Annotated in this window: 16 protein-coding genes; 6 read left to right on the top strand and 10 right to left on the bottom strand. The window is 38.2% G+C overall.

Annotation, left to right across the window (positions count from 1 at the left end):
* Genes WAE64_RS18405 through ispG form a run of 3 tightly spaced genes read right to left on the bottom strand, consistent with a single transcriptional unit; the run spans position 1 to position 2,540 of the window.
* Positions 1-357 carry an MmcQ/YjbR family DNA-binding protein gene (locus WAE64_RS18405; protein WP_340239078.1) on the bottom strand — a complete coding sequence of 119 codons (357 nt, stop codon included), beginning with the start codon at positions 355-357 and terminating at the stop codon, positions 1-3.
* Positions 358-361: 4 nt separating this feature from the next.
* The gene (locus WAE64_RS18400) at positions 362-556 is read right to left on the bottom strand and encodes a DUF6728 family protein (protein WP_340239077.1); all 195 of its coding nucleotides are present in this window, start codon (positions 554-556) and stop codon (positions 362-364) included.
* A 13-nt stretch (positions 557-569) separates the two neighbouring features.
* On the bottom strand, positions 570-2,540 hold the full coding sequence (gene ispG / locus WAE64_RS18395) for a (E)-4-hydroxy-3-methylbut-2-enyl-diphosphate synthase (protein ID WP_340239076.1): 1,971 nt from the start codon (positions 2,538-2,540) through the stop codon (positions 570-572).
* Between the two features lie 348 nt (positions 2,541-2,888).
* Here ispG and WAE64_RS18390 point away from each other — a divergent pair, with 348 nt between their 5' ends.
* Positions 2,889-3,500: a 7-carboxy-7-deazaguanine synthase QueE gene (locus WAE64_RS18390; protein WP_340239075.1), complete on the top strand. Its 612-nt coding sequence runs from the start codon at positions 2,889-2,891 to the stop codon at positions 3,498-3,500.
* A gap of 74 nt (positions 3,501-3,574) precedes the next feature.
* Here WAE64_RS18390 and WAE64_RS18385 read toward each other — a convergent pair whose 3' ends face one another.
* Both WAE64_RS18385 and WAE64_RS18380 read right to left on the bottom strand, forming a co-directional pair.
* The gene (locus tag WAE64_RS18385; RefSeq protein WP_340239074.1) at positions 3,575-4,114 is read right to left on the bottom strand and encodes a YbhB/YbcL family Raf kinase inhibitor-like protein; all 540 of its coding nucleotides are present in this window, start codon (positions 4,112-4,114) and stop codon (positions 3,575-3,577) included.
* Between the two features lie 29 nt (positions 4,115-4,143).
* The gene (locus tag WAE64_RS18380) at positions 4,144-5,265 is read right to left on the bottom strand and encodes an NAD(P)/FAD-dependent oxidoreductase (protein ID WP_340239073.1); all 1,122 of its coding nucleotides are present in this window, start codon (positions 5,263-5,265) and stop codon (positions 4,144-4,146) included.
* 400 nt (positions 5,266-5,665) lie between these two features.
* On the opposite strand from WAE64_RS18380, the gene polA reads away from it, so the two are divergent.
* From polA to WAE64_RS18360, 4 genes are all read left to right on the top strand, one after another.
* Entirely contained in the window at positions 5,666-8,530 is a 2,865-nt protein-coding gene (polA, locus tag WAE64_RS18375; protein WP_340239156.1) for a DNA polymerase I, read from the top strand.
* 91 nt (positions 8,531-8,621) lie between these two features.
* Positions 8,622-9,239, top strand: a complete 618-nt coding sequence (locus WAE64_RS18370) for a nucleotidyltransferase family protein (RefSeq protein ID WP_340239072.1) — start codon at positions 8,622-8,624, stop codon at positions 9,237-9,239.
* Positions 9,239-10,138: a lysophospholipid acyltransferase family protein gene (locus WAE64_RS18365; RefSeq protein ID WP_340239071.1), complete on the top strand. Its 900-nt coding sequence runs from the start codon at positions 9,239-9,241 to the stop codon at positions 10,136-10,138. Before WAE64_RS18370 ends, WAE64_RS18365 begins: the two co-directional genes overlap by 1 nt.
* Positions 10,135-11,091, top strand: a complete 957-nt coding sequence (locus tag WAE64_RS18360) for a glycosyltransferase family 9 protein (protein ID WP_340239070.1) — start codon at positions 10,135-10,137, stop codon at positions 11,089-11,091. The genes WAE64_RS18365 and WAE64_RS18360 overlap by 4 nt, the downstream gene beginning before the upstream one ends.
* Before the next feature lie 34 nt (positions 11,092-11,125).
* On the opposite strand, the gene nudK is transcribed toward WAE64_RS18360, so the two are convergent.
* On the bottom strand, positions 11,126-11,710 hold the full coding sequence (nudK, locus tag WAE64_RS18355) for a GDP-mannose pyrophosphatase NudK (protein ID WP_340239069.1): 585 nt from the start codon (positions 11,708-11,710) through the stop codon (positions 11,126-11,128).
* A gap of 54 nt (positions 11,711-11,764) precedes the next feature.
* Here nudK and WAE64_RS18350 point away from each other — a divergent pair, with 54 nt between their 5' ends.
* Positions 11,765-12,517, top strand: coding sequence for a DeoR/GlpR family DNA-binding transcription regulator (locus WAE64_RS18350; RefSeq protein WP_340239068.1), 753 nt, complete (start codon positions 11,765-11,767; stop codon positions 12,515-12,517).
* Positions 12,518-12,561: 44 nt separating this feature from the next.
* Here the strand turns inward: WAE64_RS18350 and WAE64_RS18345 are convergent, their stop codons facing one another.
* The 4 genes from WAE64_RS18345 to WAE64_RS18330 all read right to left on the bottom strand — a co-directional run bounded on the left by WAE64_RS18345 (position 12,562) and on the right by WAE64_RS18330 (position 18,583).
* The gene (locus WAE64_RS18345) at positions 12,562-13,716 is read right to left on the bottom strand and encodes an acetyltransferase domain-containing protein (protein ID WP_340239067.1); all 1,155 of its coding nucleotides are present in this window, start codon (positions 13,714-13,716) and stop codon (positions 12,562-12,564) included.
* Positions 13,717-14,214: 498 nt separating this feature from the next.
* Positions 14,215-16,239: a beta-L-arabinofuranosidase domain-containing protein gene (locus WAE64_RS18340; RefSeq protein ID WP_340239066.1), complete on the bottom strand. Its 2,025-nt coding sequence runs from the start codon at positions 16,237-16,239 to the stop codon at positions 14,215-14,217.
* Positions 16,240-16,296: 57 nt separating this feature from the next.
* Positions 16,297-17,835 (bottom strand): alkaline phosphatase family protein, encoded by a 1,539-nt coding sequence (locus WAE64_RS18335; protein ID WP_340239065.1) that lies wholly within the window; start codon positions 17,833-17,835, stop codon positions 16,297-16,299.
* Between the two features lie 115 nt (positions 17,836-17,950).
* Positions 17,951-18,583, bottom strand: a complete 633-nt coding sequence (locus WAE64_RS18330; RefSeq protein ID WP_340239064.1) for an L-threonylcarbamoyladenylate synthase — start codon at positions 18,581-18,583, stop codon at positions 17,951-17,953.
* Positions 18,584-18,592: the final 9 nt, after the last annotated feature.

The following is an 18,592-nucleotide window of genomic DNA, read 5'->3' as shown; positions in this document are numbered from 1 at the left end:
CTACATATTATTGAGTTCTTCTTGTGTTTTCTTCGGTAAATTCTTCACCACAATATCATACGACTCACTTATCCATTCTTTCAGTATATTATCTTTCACACATCCATCTACTGCCACTGTGTTCCAGTGGCGTTTGTTCATGTGGTAAGCACCTGTTACAGAGGCATATTCGGCTCTAATTTCCTCGTTTTTTTCGGGTGTATTTTTCAGGCTTATTTTAAAGCGTTCAGTGTCTAAACCCGTGAGGGCAAATACTTTGCCCATAACCTTAAAAACGAGTGTATCGGGGCCAAAGGGCAATTCTTCTGTTACGCCCTTTTTAGTAAGACAATATTCTCTGAATGTCTCTAAGTTCATTGCTTTAACGGCTTGCGCAGCGAGTTACCATTATAATTACACAAATTAAAAACATCACAATCGAAATTTTATTGATTCCGTGCATCATTTTTAAGTTGAAACTATGTGGGTATTTTCCGTCTTTGTCTTTAGTAAATACTCTAAAAAAGTAAGCAAAAACAGGCCCAATCGAAAAAAAGTGTTTTAGTTTTTGTAACATCGCATTAGGGTTTTCAGTTAGCCATTAATTCCATTTCCAGCACTTCGGGTTCTAACCAACGACCATCTTCTTTTATTAATCCAATTAATTCGTTCACTGCGTTATCGGCATGTACCGATTTTTTTACCACGTTCTGTCCTCTATACAAAGCAATTTTATCTTTACCTATGCCTACATATCCATAGTCAGCATCAGCCATTTCGCCAGGCCCGTTTACAATACAGCCCATAATGCCTATTTTAACGCCTTTCAGGTGGTCGGTATGTTTGCGTATCATGGCAGTTGTTTCTTGCAGGTCGAACAAGGTTCTACCACACGAAGGACAACTGATGTATTCGGTTTTACTCATCCGTGTGCGGGCTGCCTGCAAAATACCAAACGATGTGCTGTTGGCTGTTGCAAGGTTATCAAACGATAACATAATACCATCGCCAAAGCCATCAACCAATAAACCTCCACAATCGGTAGCAGCATACAATTGTCCGTCAACTTCCGAAATGCTTCTGTAATCTCTTTTTAAAACCACAGGATGCTTGATTTTAGCATTCAGCAACTCAAAATAGAGTTTTCTTAGCTCAGGCATTGCAGCCTCGTTGTCGGTTTCGGCAACTAAAACAACACTACTTTGTTTTTGAAGCATTTCTATAAAGTCAGTACTTAAATCACTTAATGATATGCGTACAAAATTTAAAGAAATATGTAAATTCCCAGCGTTCAAAGCCTCAACAAATGCCCAGGCGCTAAACATTGGAATTTTGTGGAGTTTGTCTTCATTAAGTGTCCAAACTTCAGCATCCAGAATTTCTTTCAGGCCATTAGGCAACATAAAAGGAATAGGCTGTTTGCCACTATACACATAGTCGGCACCGATGTCGTTCATGCGCCATTTGTCAGGCAATGGCAAATAAAAATGCCCGATAGGTTTCAAATCTTCGTGCTTTTCTACCGTAACCTCCGAAAAATCAGCAATGACTCTTGGTACATTAAGCCCGCCTATGTTTTCAACCTCAATTGTATCTCTACGGTGATATTGATAAGGATTAATAGGGACAGTAGTAATTGGCTCAATAAATGATGCCTTTGCTTGTCTCTGTGTGTATCTGTCAACCAATGCCCGGGCTACAGGTGCTTCAAATTCGGGGTCTTCGGTAAGGCTGACCCTCACTGTATCACCCAAACCATCTTCCAGAAGCGTACCAATTCCCATCGACGATTTTATTCTGCCGTCTTCGCCTTCTCCGGCTTCTGTAACACCAAGGTGAAGAGGATAAGGTTTTAGTTTTTCTGCATCAAGCCTTTGTACCAGCAATCGATACGCCTCAACCATTACTTGTGGGTTAGAAGACTTCATCGAAATTACGATATTAAAATAATTTTCGTCTTCACATATTCTCAAAAACTCTAAGGCTGATTCAACCATACCCAATGGCGTATCGCCATAGCGGCTCAGGATTCTATCAGAAAGCGAACCATGATTGGTACCGATACGCATGGCTGTGCCATGTTCTTTACAAATCTTTATCAGTGGCAAAAACCTGTCTCTGATTCTCAGTAGTTCAGCCTGATAATTTTCCTCGGTATAATCTATGATTTCGAAGCGCTTTTTATCGGCATAATTCCCCGGATTAATACGTACTTTTTCAACGATTCGGGCAGCTAGCTCGGCGGCATTGGGCGTAAAATGTATATCAGCAACAAGAGGAGTAGAGTAACCTCTGCGGCGTAATTCTTTTTTAATGTTTTCAAGATTCTGCGCCTCTTTCACACTTGGAGCGGTGATTCTGACTAACTCACAACCACTTTCAATCATCCGGATTGTCTGTTCAACAGAACCGATTGTATCCATTGTGTCAATGGTAGTCATTGATTGAACCCGTATTGGGTAGTCAGACCCCATCCATAAATCACCTATCTTTACCTGATTGGTTTTTCTTCGGGAATATTCGGTTAAAGAATCGCTATATTTTTTTTCAGACTCAGACATTACCTCTTTCGTTTATTTGTCGCAAATCTAAGAAACTGTTTGAGTTTAATTTTAAAAATTAAAACGAATTATTTTTTACAAGCCCGTGCTACAAAATACAGATAGCTTGAGCTGGCTTTAGTCAATCAGTTTCTGAATATGAATATAACGTGTTTTGCATAAGAATGGTTGAAAAATTTAACATAAATTCAATTTTAGCTTTTTTGTTTCTCAAAAAAATGCAAAAAAGAACCTTGAATTGTGCTTTTATTATAAGAAATGTCAATTTTTTGAGATTATCTGACTCACAGATTTACTATTCTTAAAAAAATGGTAGAATATTGGTAATTTTGTAAAAAAATAAGTCAGATGATAACAGAGTTAGTAAAATTGCCCGTGATGGAATCGTTTTATACCCTACAAGGTGAGGGGTATCATGCAGGAAAGGCGGCATATTTTATTCGTTTGGGTGGATGCGATGTAGGCTGTGTGTGGTGCGATGTTAAAGAATCGTGGGATGCTTCAATTCACCCACAATTAAGTGTTGAAGAAATTGTAGCAGAAGCCAGCAAATATACTGGCCGTATGGCTGTAATTACAGGCGGAGAGCCGCTGATGTATAATTTAGATGAACTGACTGGTGCTTTGCAAGAGGCTGGTTTCCTGACCAATATAGAAACCTCTGGTGTATATCAGGTTACGGGTTCTTGGGATTGGGTGTGTTTTTCGCCGAAGAAATTTAAAGAACCACACGAAAGCATTTACGCTGAGGCTGATGAACTGAAAGTAATAGTTTATAACAAATCAGATTTTGCATTTGCCGAAAAACACGCTGCTTTGGTAAATAAAGACTGTATGTTGCTTTTACAACCCGAATGGGGCAAGCAAAGCCAGATGCTTCCGTTGATTATTGATTATGTGAAAGAAAACCCCAAATGGAAGGTGAGTTTACAAACGCATAAGTTTATGGATATTCCATAAATATAAAATGGCCTAGCTTGTTTAACAGCTAGGCCATTTTACATTGTATAAGAACATGAATTACTGCTAAAAAACTATCTCTGCCCATACATCACTATCGATGCCTTTTCAATGGTATTGGCACTAAGATTAAAACCTACCATTGCAGGGCTAGCGTTTTTATCAAGCTCCAGCTTGCTCTTTAATGCATAAACTGTTATCAGATATTCATGTGGAGCACCTGGAGGTGGGCACGGGCCACCATAGCCTTGTGTGCCAAAATCTGTAATACTTTGCACACATTCTTTTGGTGCAATTCCTTTAGAAATATCTCCTGCACCTGCTTTTAATTCGGTAACATTAGCCGGAATATTAAACACAACCCAGTGCCACCAGCCGCTGCCGGTAGGGGCATCTTTGTCGTAAATAGTAATGGCAAAACTTTGTGTGCCTTTCGGAACATCAGTCCACGATAATTGAGGTGAAATGTTTTGCCCGGTACAACCAAAACTATTGAAAAATTCTTTTTGAGAAGCCTGACCGCCTAGGTCTTTGCTTTTAAGTGTGAAATTCTGTGCGGACGAAAAACTGCTTATCGCCATAAGCATAACTAAAAATGTGCCTATTTTTCTCATATTTACTTGGTTTTATTTGCGCTTTAAGTTTAAATGTACTGTAATATTTTGCCATGCGTGCTCCTGATAACCAGCGGCATGAGGGCCGGTAAACTATTGAGTAACGTAATGGCGACTTCTGACGTTCTTTCTTTGCCAAAAAGCTTCTGTAATTGACGCCCACGCCATAGCTGATTTCTGAAATTAGTATTCCAGTTTGATATATATAACTTCTCTAGCTCGGCTCTGTTAATATTATCGTATAAAAATTCTGTAATTAATTTAGCTGCCATAAAACCCGACTTAATGGCGATTGACATGCCATTACCTGCCAGGGGCGTAATTAAACCTGCCGAATCGCCCACCATGATTATGTTTTCATGAACTTTACTTTTGCTTACAAAAACCACTTCGTTAATAACCTCAGGTTTTTTGAATAGAAATTCAGCTTTGGTAAATATTTCTTTCAGAAAAGGGTTTTGGTAAAGGATATCCTCTTCCATTTGTTTTATCCCAGTTTTGTTTTTGAGGTTCGCTGTGGCGCTTAGGTAGCACAAGCAGAGTTTATCGTCTTCAATGGCTGAAATACCACAATAGCCACCTTTAAAATTATGTAAGGCAATTAAATCTTTTGGAAAATCGAGCGAGATATGATATTTAATACCCATGTAACTCGTTTGCTGCTTTGGTATTGGCCTTTGAATGATTCTGTCAACCTTTGCACGCTTACCATAAGAGCCAATCAGTATTCTCGACTGGAAGGTTTTATTAGTGTTGGTATCAACAAAAAAAGTTTCATTAATGCGTTGTGTTTCTTCTATACTTGCATTGAGCTCAAAATGTACACCCAGATTAACCGCAATTTTGTATAATTCATAATCGAGTGTGTAACGACTTATCCCAAAACCACCCATTTTTAAGGGAGAGAATAGGGTGGTTCCTCTTACAGATGTAAGCATGAAACGATTAATAGTAGAAGCCCCCAGTTTAGCGAGGTCTAGACCTATGTGTTCAAGATAAGGTCTTACCTCATTAGAAATGTATTCGCCGCATACCTTATGAAATGGGTATGCATGTTTTTCTATTATTAGTACTGTAAATTTGTTTCTGGCTAGTTCAATAGCAACTGTTAACCCCCCAAGTCCGCCTCCAATAATTATGGCATCATACATAGGAATATTGTTTTTAAATAGTCACTTTTATCATGCAAACTTAAGAATTTTTTTTAACATTTTTTATTCGGTAGTCCGTGTAAATAAAATGAATTTCTGTACTTATTATTAAGTTACAACAAATGTATTTGCTATTTGTTTTCTCATTTCTGGCATCTTCTTGTGAATTTATCTAGGCTTAAGTTACCTTTGCATGAATTTTAAGAACTGAAGCGTTTTATGGCAAGTGTAAGTTAGGGGTTTTGATATTCCAAAACCTCTTAAGCACAAGCTTTTTAAAAATATTTCATGGTTTTGAGGTTTTTTTTAATAAAAAGACGAATATTTGATTAAAGAACCTGTTTCTAAAAAAACTGATTTAGATAAGATTTTTGCAACATTTATACAGATAAATTACACAATGCCCGAAAAAAAACTATTTCTTCTCGATGCAATGGCACTTATTTACAGAGCGCACTTTGCATTCCTTAAAGCACCAAGAATCACATCTAATGGCTTAAATACAAGCTGTGTGTTCGGATTCGCCAATGCTTTGCTTGAGGTTATTCAGAAAGAGAAGCCCACACACTTAGGCGTTGCCTTTGATTTACCCGGCGGCACCTTCCGTAACTCTATGTTTCCTGAATACAAAGCTAATCGTCAGGAACAACCCGAAGATATTACGGTTGCAATTCCGTATGTAAAAAAGCTTGTTGAGGCAATGGATATTCCTTGTTTGAGCCTTAAAGGTTACGAGGCAGATGATGTTATTGGCACCTTATCGAAAAAAGCTGCTCGAGAAGGGTTTGAGGTTTATATGATGACACCTGACAAAGACTATGGGCAATTGGTTGAAGAACACATTTATCTTTATAAGCCTGCCATTGGAGGTAAAGATGTGGAGGTAATGGGTGTGAACGAAGTATGTAGCCGATGGGGGATACAACGAGTAGACCAAGTAGTTGATATGCTCGGTTTAATGGGCGATGCCGTTGATAATATTCCAGGGATTCAGGGAGTGGGAGAAAAAACTGCAGCAAAACTTATTGCACAATATGATTCAGTAGAAAACTTAATAGCAAATAGCGATAAAGTAACAGGTAAATTAGGCGAAGCCATCAGAAGAAGCCATGATATAGCCATTTTATCGAAAGAACTGGCTAAAATTGAGTTGAACGTGCCAATTGAATTTGATGCTGACAAGCTCAAAATTATGCCTCCGCATATTGAACTCTTGTCGCCATTGTTAGATGAATTGGAGTTCAGAACCCTGAGAAAAAGACTATTGCCTAATGAACCAACTGCAACAGCAAGCGTAGCAACAACGGCAAAAACACCGGTAGAAAAAAAATCAGCTATTGGAGCAAAATCTGGTCAGCAAATATCTATGTTTGAGGCAGATACTTCAACAAATATTGTTTTACCCGATGATGTAGAAGAAGAATCGAATGCTTATTTATCTTCTTCAAAGGATACTATCGATACAGTTGTACATGAGTATCATTTGATGGACACGCCAGAGCTTAGAAAAAGCTTGATATATTATCTATCTCAGCAAGATGAATTCTGTTTCGATACTGAAACTACTTCGGTTGATGCAATTGATGCCGAAATAGTAGGGTTATCTTTCGCTTATCGTAAGGGTGAGGCTTATTACATTCCGTTCCCTGCCAATCAAGCAGAGGCGCTTGAAATATTGCAGGAATTCAAAGCGATTTTTGAAAACGAATCAATCATGAAAATAGGGCAGAATATCAAATACGATTTGATGATTCTGCAAAACTATGGCATTGAGGTTAAAGGTAAACTCTACGATACCATGTTGGCGCACTACATTATCGAGCCTGAGCAAAGACACGGTATGGATTACCTGGCTAATGTGTATCTGAACTATGAGCCTGTGGCCATCGAAACCTTGATTGGCAAAAAAGGCAAAGGCCAGCTTACCATGCGTGAAGCCGATGTAGAGAAAGTAAAAGAATATGCCGCAGAAGATGCAGATATTACTTTGCAACTGAAAAATGTACTCGAGCCAAGATTAAGTGCCAGTACCCAGCAGAAAAAACTATTGGCCGATGTTGAAATGCCTTTGGTAGGAGTGTTGGCCGATATGGAAATGTCGGGCGTAAAAGTAAGTGTTGAAACGCTTCACGATATGTCGAAGGTATTAGATACTGATATTCAGGAGATTCAAAGTAATATCTATAACCTTGCAGGTGGTGAGTTTAATGTGGCTTCGCCTAAGCAATTGGGAGAGATATTATTTGAAAGGTTGAAGCTGGATAAAAATGCAAAAAAGACCAAAACAGGCCAATATGCAACTGGCGAAGACGTGCTGTCGAAACTGGAGAGCGAACACGAAATTGTAAGAAAAATACTAGATTTCCGTGAATTGGTAAAACTGAAAAGTACTTATGTTGATGCTTTGCCTGCCTTGATTTCTAAGAAAACAGGACGCATTCATACCTCTTATAATCAGGCGGTAGCAGCTACGGGTCGTTTGAGTTCTACGAACCCCAACTTACAGAATATTCCAATCCGCACGGTTCGTGGGCGTGAGATTCGTAAGGCGTTTATTCCGCGTGATGAGAATTTCTTGATTCTTTCAGCCGATTACTCGCAGATAGAACTACGCATTATGGCGGCTTTCAGCGAAGACGAAAGTATGCTTAATGCCTTCAACCAAGGTATTGATATTCATGCTACTACGGCCTCAAAAGTTTTCAAAGTATCACTCGAAGAGGTTACTTCTGATATGCGTCGCAAAGCCAAAATGGTAAACTTTGGTATTATTTATGGCATTTCTGCCTTTGGTTTGGCTCAACGACTGAGTATTCCAAGAGGTGAGGCCAAAGAAATAATTGATGCTTACTGGATGGAGTTTCCGAAAATCAAGATTTTTATGGATTCGGCCATTAACAAAGCCCGTGAAACCAAATATGTTGAAACTATTATGGGGCGTAGAAGATATTTAAGAGATATCAATTCGCAGAATCTGGTTGATAGAGGCTTTGCAGAACGAAACGCTATTAATGCACCTATACAAGGGTCGGCGGCTGACATGATAAAAGTAGCCATGATTAATATTCATGAGTTCCTTAAAAAAGAAAAGCTACAATCGAAAATGATTTTGCAGGTGCACGATGAGTTAGTTTTTGATGCCCACCGCAACGAAGTAGAGTACCTTAAACAGAAAGTTGATGAACTAATGTGTACGGCTATTCCGTTACCCGTTAAGATGGAAACTGGAATGGGCGTTGGCAATAACTGGCTAGAAGCACACTAATAGATAGATTTTAAGGGTTTAACACCAATTTTATTTTAATTAATCGAATCTTCCTACTAAGAGCTATTTTAGTAGGAAGTATTTTATACAAATGAAAGTAGGCATAGTGATTTTGGCGGCAGGTGCCTCCACCAGAATGGGTGCTCCTAAGCAATTGTTACATATTGATGGAAAATCGTTGATTAAGCGTATTGCCGAAATGACAATGGATACGCCCGCTTATCCGATAGTAGTAGTTTTAGGTGCTAATCGCAACATGATTCGCCCTGAATTAGACCGTATGCCTATTACTGTTATTGATAATCCTCAATGGGAGGCCGGAATGGCAAGCTCAATAAAAATGGGCTTGGTTGGGGCCTATATGACCTTAAAAGACTTAGAAGCAGTAATTTTTTTAACGGTTGATATGCCTTACGTATCTGTCAGGCTTATTGAGGAAATAATTGCTAAAGCACAAGAAACTGAAAAAGGTAAAGAGGAATCACCAGATATTGTAGCTTGCCGATACGGCGAGCAAATGGGAATTCCGGTACTTTTTAAAAGAAAACTCTTCAACGATTTGCTTGAATTGAGCGGTGATAATGGCGCAAAGAAAGTTATACTTGCCAATAAAGCCAAAACAGCTACAATAGATTTTCCTCATGGGAAAACAGACTTAGATACGATAGAGGAGTACAGGAATTTTTTGTCTAATTACAATCAGAACTAATGCAAGCAGTTGGTTATTATATAGCATTACCTTTTTTATATCTTATTTCAATTTTACCTTTTCCGATTTTATACCTGCTTTCCGATTTCGCTTATGTAATTGTGTATTATGTAGTTGGATATAGAAAATCGGTGGTGAGAACTAATCTGAAAAATAGTTTTCCCGAAAAAAGTACGGCAGAGTTAATCAAGATAGAAAAGGCTTTTTTTCAATACATTGTCGATTTCTTTCTGGAAATGCTCAAATGCCTTACTATTTCAAAAGAGGCTTTACTTAAAAGAGTGAGTATTGAGAATCCCGAAGTAGTAGAGGAATTATTCAAGAATGGCCAAAGTTGTATCGTTTCAACAGGGCACTATGGTAATCATGAGTGGGTTAATCAGGTTTTGCCTTTTATGTTGCCCTTTCAAATAAAAACCATTTATCGGGTGCAGCATAATGCTTATTTTAATCAGATGTTTCTTGATTTCCGTTCTAAATATGGGGTCGAAATGATTTCGATGAACGATGCTTCCCGAAAAGTGAATACAAAGGGCGATAAACCATTTTTATTGATTCTGGCAAATGACCAGTCAGCACCGCCAGATAAAGCCTATTGGACAAACTTTTTGAATCAGGAAACTTCGTTTTTTGCAGGAACCGAAATATTTGCGCATCGTTTCAATGTTCCGGTGGTTTATGTTTGTATTAAACGTATTGCAAGAGGCAAATACAGGGCCGTGTTTGATATGATTAGTACAACACCTAGGGAATTACCAAAAGGCAAAATAATTGAGGAACACGCAAAAAAATTGGAAAGAGATATAAAAGCAGACCCATCGCCGTGGATGTGGTCGCATAAACGTTGGAAATACCAGAAGGTCAACGGTCAATACATAGACCTAAATTATAGAGAATGAAAGCAAAGTTTTTAATCCTGCGTTTTTCTTCCATCGGAGACATTATCCTTACAACTCCTGTCATTAGATGCCTGAAACTGCAGTATCCAAACGCAGAGGTTCATTTTGCTACAAAAAAGCAATTTAAAGTATTGGTTGAACACAACCCATACATTGATAAATTTTTTTTGTTAGAGGGCTCGCTCGATTCCTTTATAAAACCGCTTCAGGCCGAAAACTACGACTACGTAATTGATTTGCATAATAACCTGCGCACGTCAATTATTAAGTATCGCCTTAGTAAAAAATCATTTAGCTATAATAAACTGAATTTTGAGAAATGGCTTTTGGTTAATTTCAAGATTAACCGTATGCCTGATATGCATATTGTTGACCGAAACCTTGAAACCGTAGCATCGCTAGGTGTTAAAAATGATAACAAAGGGCTCGACTATTTTATTCCTGCGGGTCAGGAAGTTGATTTAAAAGATATTCTGAAAAATCACCAAGGCTTTGTAGCCTATGCCATTGGTGGCCAGCATTTTACTAAGAAATTACCCATTGGCAGGATTATAGAAGTTTGCAGTAAAGTAAACAAAAAGGTAATTCTTTTAGGAGGTAAAGAAGATGAGGCCGCAGGCGAAATAGTTGAGCACGCTTTAGGCAATAAAGTTTATAATGCCTGTGGTAAATATAACCTGAATCAGTCGGCGTCTATTTTAAAACAAGCTGAATATGTGATTAGCCACGATACAGGCTTAATGCATATTGCTTCTGCGCTAAAAAAACGAGTTGTGTCTATTTGGGGCAATACCGTGCCTGAATTTGGAATGTATCCTTATCAGACCGAGTTTAGTATTATCGAAAACAAAAATCTTAGTTGCAGGCCCTGTTCAAAAATAGGCTACAGCAAATGCCCGAAAGGACATTTTAAATGTATGAACGATTTAGAACTTAATAACCTTGATTCATAGCCGAATCAAGGTTGAATTTAAGTCTTTTTCATGCTTAATTATAGCTTATCAGATTGTGCATTTGGGCATATTGTAGTAGCATAATGGTTTTGCCGTCTTTTATTTCTCCGTTGGCGAGCATTTGCATGGCTTTGTTAAAATCTAGCTCTAGTACCTCAATGTCTTCCTCTTCGTCTACACCACCGCCATCATTAACTTTTTGCTCTTTGCTATATTCGGCTACAAAAAAGTAGAGAATTTCGGTAACTGAGCCCGGCGACATATAAGCCTCAAAAACCTTTTTTACCTGAGTAATTTTATACCCTGTTTCTTCTTCTGTTTCTCTTTTTATACAGTTTTCGGCATCGTCTTTATCTAATAATCCGGCGCAGGCTTCAATCAACATACCGTTTTCGTTGCCATTTACATAAGTTGGCATTCTGAATTGTTTGGTCAGAATAACCGTTTTTGTATCCTTATTATAAAGCAAAATCGTTGCTCCATTGCCTCGGTCGTAGGCTTCTCTGCTTTGTTTTTGCCAATCTCCGTTTTTCTTTTGCCATTCAAATGTAACTTTACGCAGCACATACCAATTATCAGAGAGTACTTCGGTGTTTAAGTTTCTAACTCGATTATTCATTTTGATTGTTTTTGAATTATTTTGATTATTTTTGAGCAAAATTACAAATTGTACATGAACTTCCAAGAACGTAAACAGATAATTATAGAAAAAATAGAAACCAACGGTAGCGTTGACGTAAAAGAATTGGCTGTATTACTGAACACTTCGGAGATTACAGTGCGTAGAGATTTGGCAGTATTAGCCGAAAAAGGCTTGATTTTCAGAACGCATGGTGGAGCGATGAAACTTAGTTTAAGCTATGACCCTGTGGATTTTGTGAATAAATCGGCGGTAAGGGGTGAGCAAAAAGAGCATATATGCCAGATAGCAGCCACTTTTATTAAAGAAGGCGATGTGGTTTTTCTTGATTGTGGCAGCACCGTTTACAGAATATGTCCGTTTATCAGAAACATGAGAATTAAGGTAGTTACTAACTCAATTCCGATAGTGAATGCTTTGCTTAATTCTTCCGTAAGTTTGAATTTTGCCGGAGGTGAAATAGATATGGAGCGGCAAGCCAGCCACGGACAGATTGCCGTTGAACACTTTGCCCGCTACCGAGCCGATAAGGCTTTTCTGGGGGTAGATGGTATATCTTTGACTAATGGGCTAAGTGCATCGAGCGAAAAAGAAGCCGAAATTTCAAGCACATTGGCTAAATATGCCAAAGAAACATTTCTACTCTGTGATTCAAGGAAATTTGAGAAAGACAAATATCTGCCATTTGCGCCAATCAATATGGCCAATTATCTGATAACCGATACCGAAGCAGATGCTTCTTTAATGAAGCAATATGAGTGTTTAGGTATTAAAATATTGCAGTAAAAAGGGTTTTTTAGCTACCTTTTTACTGCATTCTGTTTCAAAAATTACAAATATCGCAACCATTTATTGTCTTTATGGGCAGCTTTATAGTTGCTGTACCATTTACATAGCGGATACATAAAAAGCACAACGCCTAGCCAAACAGCATAGGTAGCACCTAGTTCTAAACCCGATGGCTGTTGCGGTCGGCCAAATTGAAATGGCCCAAAAACAAAGTCTTTCGTGCTGAAACCTTGTAAGTACAGCATCACAAACATAAGCGTATGAATCAGATACCAGTGAATGATGTAGTAAAAAAGCGGCACTTTGCCATAAACAGTCAGAAAATCGGTAAACTTATTTTTAATGCCATCGCTTACTGAAAGGATAATAAAACTTACGCCAAGTGTGGCTAGTGTAAATAGAAGTGATGGCGGATATTTGGTCAGATTCATAAACGATAAAAACGTGTACACGCCATCTTTTTGTGCTGACCAAGGTACAGGGTCACCGTAGAAATTAACGAAACGTATTGCCACAAATAGCACTAAAGCACCAAATCCTAATTTTAACAAAGCAGCTTTTCGCTCTGCCTGAGGTTTAGCAAAAACAGTTCCGCCAAAGCCATACCCTGCAAGCATAATACCTAACCACGGAATAGGAGGGTAGCCAACGGCAAAAGTGGTATCAGCCGAAAGCGGGAAAAGTGCAAAACCAAATAATGGCGAAAAATAAGAGAATGGCGGTTGGTTAAATGGCACAAGCCCTAATAAATTATGGCAGAAGATGATTACCAAGCCAATAATCAGAATGGTTTTAGGAGCGAGCTTCATTAAGAATGAAAGAATGATAAAACCAAAACCGATGGCTGAAATTACCTGAAAGAAAAACATTCGGAACTTAAAATCAAACCATATACCCAAACCGACAACCGTAAATTCAAGAAAAATTAGCCATAAACCTCTGCTGAGCATAAATCGTCGACTTTCTTTAAGACCGACATTCTGGTTTTTATAAGAGAGATATGCCGATGTACCCGAAAGAAACACAAAGGTTGGTGCGCAAAGATGGGTTATCCATCGGGTGAAAAACAAAATCGGTGTGGTAGCAGCTAAATCGGTTGGATTAGTACCTATATGTATTAAATCACGGGTATGGTCAAGTGCCATTATCACCATGACTAATCCACGAGTAAAATCAACAGAATTGATTCGTTTCATTTCATTAGAGGGAAAGGTTAAGTATTAGTCTTTACAATATAATTTTGAATGATTGACAATTTCGCAATTAATATGCTCTTAACAAAGAATCTGATTAAAATTAGGTTTTGTTATTGAGAAAAAGTCAATTTCTGAAAATTTTGGAGATTCATAAACTCAAATCGTACATTCGCACGAATTCGAACACAAAAGTGTTCGTACGAGCGATTCCTTTTTAAACTGTCTTGTTATTGAAAAAATAAAATTTTGGCAAGATTGAATATTCCTAAATTCAAATCGTACACTCGTACTAACTCGAACACAAAAGTGTTCGTACGAACGATTCTTTTTTAAGCTTCCTTATTTCTCTTATATTTTTTTTTATATATATAATAATATATATAGTATTGATAATAAGTAGTTTAAGAGGATAAACAAAATAACATAGGTCGTTCGTACGTACACTTTTGTATTCGAATACGTACGAGTGTACGATTTGCAAAGAATACACCTAATCCATTATTTCACAACCGGAAAAGCTACCACACGTAGTTTACTACAACCGTATGGAATCAGCGTGATAGTTTCTTCTTTTTTATCTACTTCGCCTAAGTATAAGCCGTCACGGGCAGTGATAGGTTGGCGGGCTACTCCTTCAACAATCTGCCAGCTTGGTATCTTCTTACCTGTGGTTTTTATTTCGATAGGGGCGTTGGTACTATTCCATACAAAGGCATCAGATTTAGGCTTGATTGTTACACTTGTGTTTTCAGAAGTTTTTTGAACAACCGGCAGTACTAAGCCATAATTCCAAGCGCTTTTTGGTTGAATATCATAATAGATTCCTTCTTCCTTAATCTCTTTTTTTGTCCATTCTTCCTCAATTTTCAAGGCATATACCAGCGGACCACGTTCAATAGCTCTTGAATTACCTGCCCAGTTAGTAGTTTTTACTTCCATAGGCAATTGCAAGGTGATTTTATCGCCATTTGCCCAGACTCTTTTTATTCTGGCAATTTTACCTCCTTGCTCGGTTCTTAATTTTTGACCATTGAGCAACAGCGTAGCCTCTTTACACCAAACCGGAATACGGATTTCAAACGGAAAATCAACCGATTTAGGCGTGTTGATTGTAAAGTTTATCTGGTCTTCAAACGGATAATTGGTTTCTTCTTCAATACTCACTTCGGTTCCGTCGCCTACTTTGGCTTTAATGCTGCTTGGTGCAAACAACAAAGCTGCTAAACCCTTATCTGGCGTTGCGTACCATAGGTGCGAGGTGAACTTTGTCCAACCCTGATGCATATTGGCTGTGCAGCAAGTATAGCCTGCATAAGGCCCAAAAACATTACACATACCTCGCCAGAAAGGCAAAGTAAAATCAAATACGCCACGGCTTACTTGAACCTGATTGGCTATCTGAAAATATTGTCTTGAATTATAATCGTCGGTGGTTTGGGTAGGCAAAGCATTGTAGGTCATTCTTTCAAGTGCTTCCATATAGGTTTGGTCGCCTGTAATGCTAATCATTTGCTCCATCGAAAACATGGTTTCTACAATAGAACATAATTCAATGCCTTGTGTTGGGTCGTTACCATTCAAATCTTCATCACCCGAAAACATACCATGCGGTAAACCATGAAGCAACATTAAATCACTCCAGCCTGTTTTCAGGCTTTTCAGTAATTCAGGATTCTTTTTAGATTGATAATAAATCGCAGGAAGTTTAATACCCATGCCAACGTTAACGGCGTGACGTTCCATCCATTTTTCATTGGTTTGGTTGGCTGCTGCCTGCATTACCCAGTTACGTTTGCCAAGTAGGTCTGTCCAAGGAGTTGTTTGTTGATAGATGGTGTCTCCTAATTCTAAAAGAAATTTATCTCCTGTAATGTTATACAACCAATAAATCGACATCAGGTTGTCGCCACCTCTGGCTTGCGCCCATTCGGTCCATTTCACAAGTGGGCAAGCCTTTATATTCTGGTATTGGTATTTAAAATAATTGCTAAGGCATTTTATAACTCTTTTGTCGTTTGTAGCGGTATAATACTGCTGCATTACCTTAATCATAACCATTTTAGGCCACCAATCGTCACCTTGTTGGCAGTCTGAAAGCGTTTTGCCTTCTCTTTCGGCTTTTGTAATACCACCGATATATCCATTCGGCCGTTGATTAGCAATTACCCAATCTACATATTTTTGTACTTTGGCTTTTAGCGTAGCATCGTCAAGCAAATAGGCGAGGGGCAGGGCACCATCGAGCCAGTAGGGCGTTTCTTCCCAAGCATCGCCTTTACCGCCAAGCCAGCCGTTGTCATTCATTATTTTCGGGTAATATTCGTCCAGATGGCCTGTTGTGCCATCGCGCATTATCTTTAATTGTGTATGTAGCCAGCCCTTAGGTTTAACCGCACCAAGCGGCAACTCTATGTATTTGAGTGGCGCAAGTGGTGCTTTGTTGGCAATGTAAAAAGAGTTTTGTGCTTGTGTATGACTAAAAATCTGGGAAATAAATAGAATAGAAAGTATTTTCTTAATCATGGTCAATTAGGTTGAATAGAGTTGAATTAGGTAAAAATAAGCTATTTTTGTCGATTCTTACTTACTCGTTCTAACAACTTTAGAAAAATCGAGGTAACGATACTTTCCTACAATACTTTGTTGCAAGGTTATTTCATACGAACCACCATTATAATCAGTTTTAGTGCTTATTTTCTCTATTTTAACCTGTGGAAGTTTAGACGTATTTTTTTCAATTAGTAGTTCATGAAAAACTCTTCCGTTCATAGAGTTAGGAATATCAATTTTGTGCAAATGTAAAACCGTCGGCACAAGGTCAACGTTAGAGGTTGGCAAGTTACTCTCAAATGCTTTTTTGAAACTTGGGCCATAAGCTAGCAATGCAATATGTACTTCATAAGGGCTTAAACTACCATGCCCCGCCACACCTTTGGCATAGCTGGTTCCGGCATAGCCTTTGTCGTTTTTATTATCATTCCAGTTATAATCAACCAATATATCAGATGTTCTAAAAGGGTGATTCCAATGAATTGATTCAAACGAAAGCGTACCTGCAATAAATCCTTTTGTGTCTCCGGCCTTGATGGCTTTTGTGTAAATGCCACCTACCCATTCTTGTGCTTGTAGCGCACTTACTATTTTTTGAATTTTATCTTTATCGTGATTTTGTACATAAATTGCGGTTTCAGAAACCACTACATCTTCGCTCTCTTTGCTTTGTTTGAAACCTTCTTTAATAAGAAAATCGGTGATATTTGTTTTACCTACAAATGTTGCAAAACCGTGGTCAGCCGATATGATTATATTGAAATTGTTTGTTAGCCCTTTTTGCTCTATATCAGCCAGAATACGACCAAATTGCTCATCAACAATTTTAATAGATTCCATAGCAATGTCAGAACCAATGCCAAAGGTATGAGCCGCTCCATCAGGGTCCGAAAACCAGAGGGCACTTACCAATGGACCATCAAGCGTGATTCCGTATTTCATTAAAGCATCGGCAATCCATTTATGTTGCAAACCATTAGGTTTTGGTTTAGTACTTTCAGGAATCGGCCCGATTTCTTTCAAAACAGTAGCTTCAAACGATTTAGGTAAAATCATACTGGTATTGATAACAGCACCATTGCCAACTTTATGGTTTTGTAACAAAGCTTGCCCAGATGAACCTGAACTGAAAACCATCATTTTCTTGCCTGCTTTTGTAAGCACTTCTCCGATAGAGGTAGTAGTTAGAAGATTGCCACCTTCTGATTCATTGATTTTATTCAGGTTTTCAGCTTCTCCGGTGTTTAAGCCTTGTTTTGCATCAACTTTAGGAAAATAAACTGTGTTGCCCATTAAACCATGCGTTTTAGGATAACTACCAGTTGAATAAGATGAAGAATTTACCCTTGTAACCGTAGGGAATACGCTATGATGTTTTTTGCCATAAGCACCTTTTTTGCTGAATGCATATAGGTTAGGCATAATTTCGGGAGTAATGTAATCTGGTCTTAAACCATCAAAAAATACAAGGAGCGTGCGTAAATCTTGTGTTTTTTGTGCTTGGCTTATGAATGTAACAGAAAATAAAAGACACGTAAATATAAAAGCCTTTTTTACTGAGGTTTTCATAGTAGCTTAGTTTTGGTAGGAGTGGTTGAAATAAAATCAGGTATTCAAACAATTGCTCATTTGGACACACTAATGTACGCCAACAAAATGAAATTAGGCTACTTATGTATGTGAATTATCTGTTAATCTCTTCAAAATCGCCAACGCCTTGTCTGATAACCTCAAAATCATCATCAATGGCCAGTACAACCGTCGATGGGTCAATACCACACCAGCCGCCGTCGATAATAATATCGGCTTTATCTTTATTCTGGTCGTAAATTACCTCTATTTCGTTCGGATATTCGATAATGTCATCAATATCATCTTTTAAGGAAGTAGTAATGATAGGATTCCCCAGCACTTCAATAATTCTTTGCGGAATTGTATGGTCTGGTACCCTAATACCAATTGTTTTACGATTGGTCTGCATGATTTTTGGCAAATCGGCAGTAGCCGGAAGAATGAATGTAAAAGGGCCCGGTAAGGCTCTTTTAAGTAAGCGAAATGCATTATTTGACACCTTAGCGTAGGTTGCAATATTGCTTAAATCGTGGCAGACAATTGAGAAATTATTATGTTGAGGCTTAATGCCTTTAATTTTACAAAGTCGCTCAACAGCCTTGGTATTGAAAATATCGCAACCCATGGCATAAACTGTATCGGTTGGGTAAATAATGATTCCACCACCTTTTAAACACTCAACTACCTGACGAATTTTGCGTTCATCAGGGTTCGACGGGAATATTTCTATAATTTCAGCAGACATAATTTTATC

Source organism: Emticicia soli (assembly GCF_037860775.1).
Taxonomy (GTDB): Bacteria; Bacteroidota; Bacteroidia; order Cytophagales; family Spirosomataceae; genus Emticicia; species Emticicia soli.
This window is presented reverse-complemented; position numbering and strand designations above follow the sequence as displayed.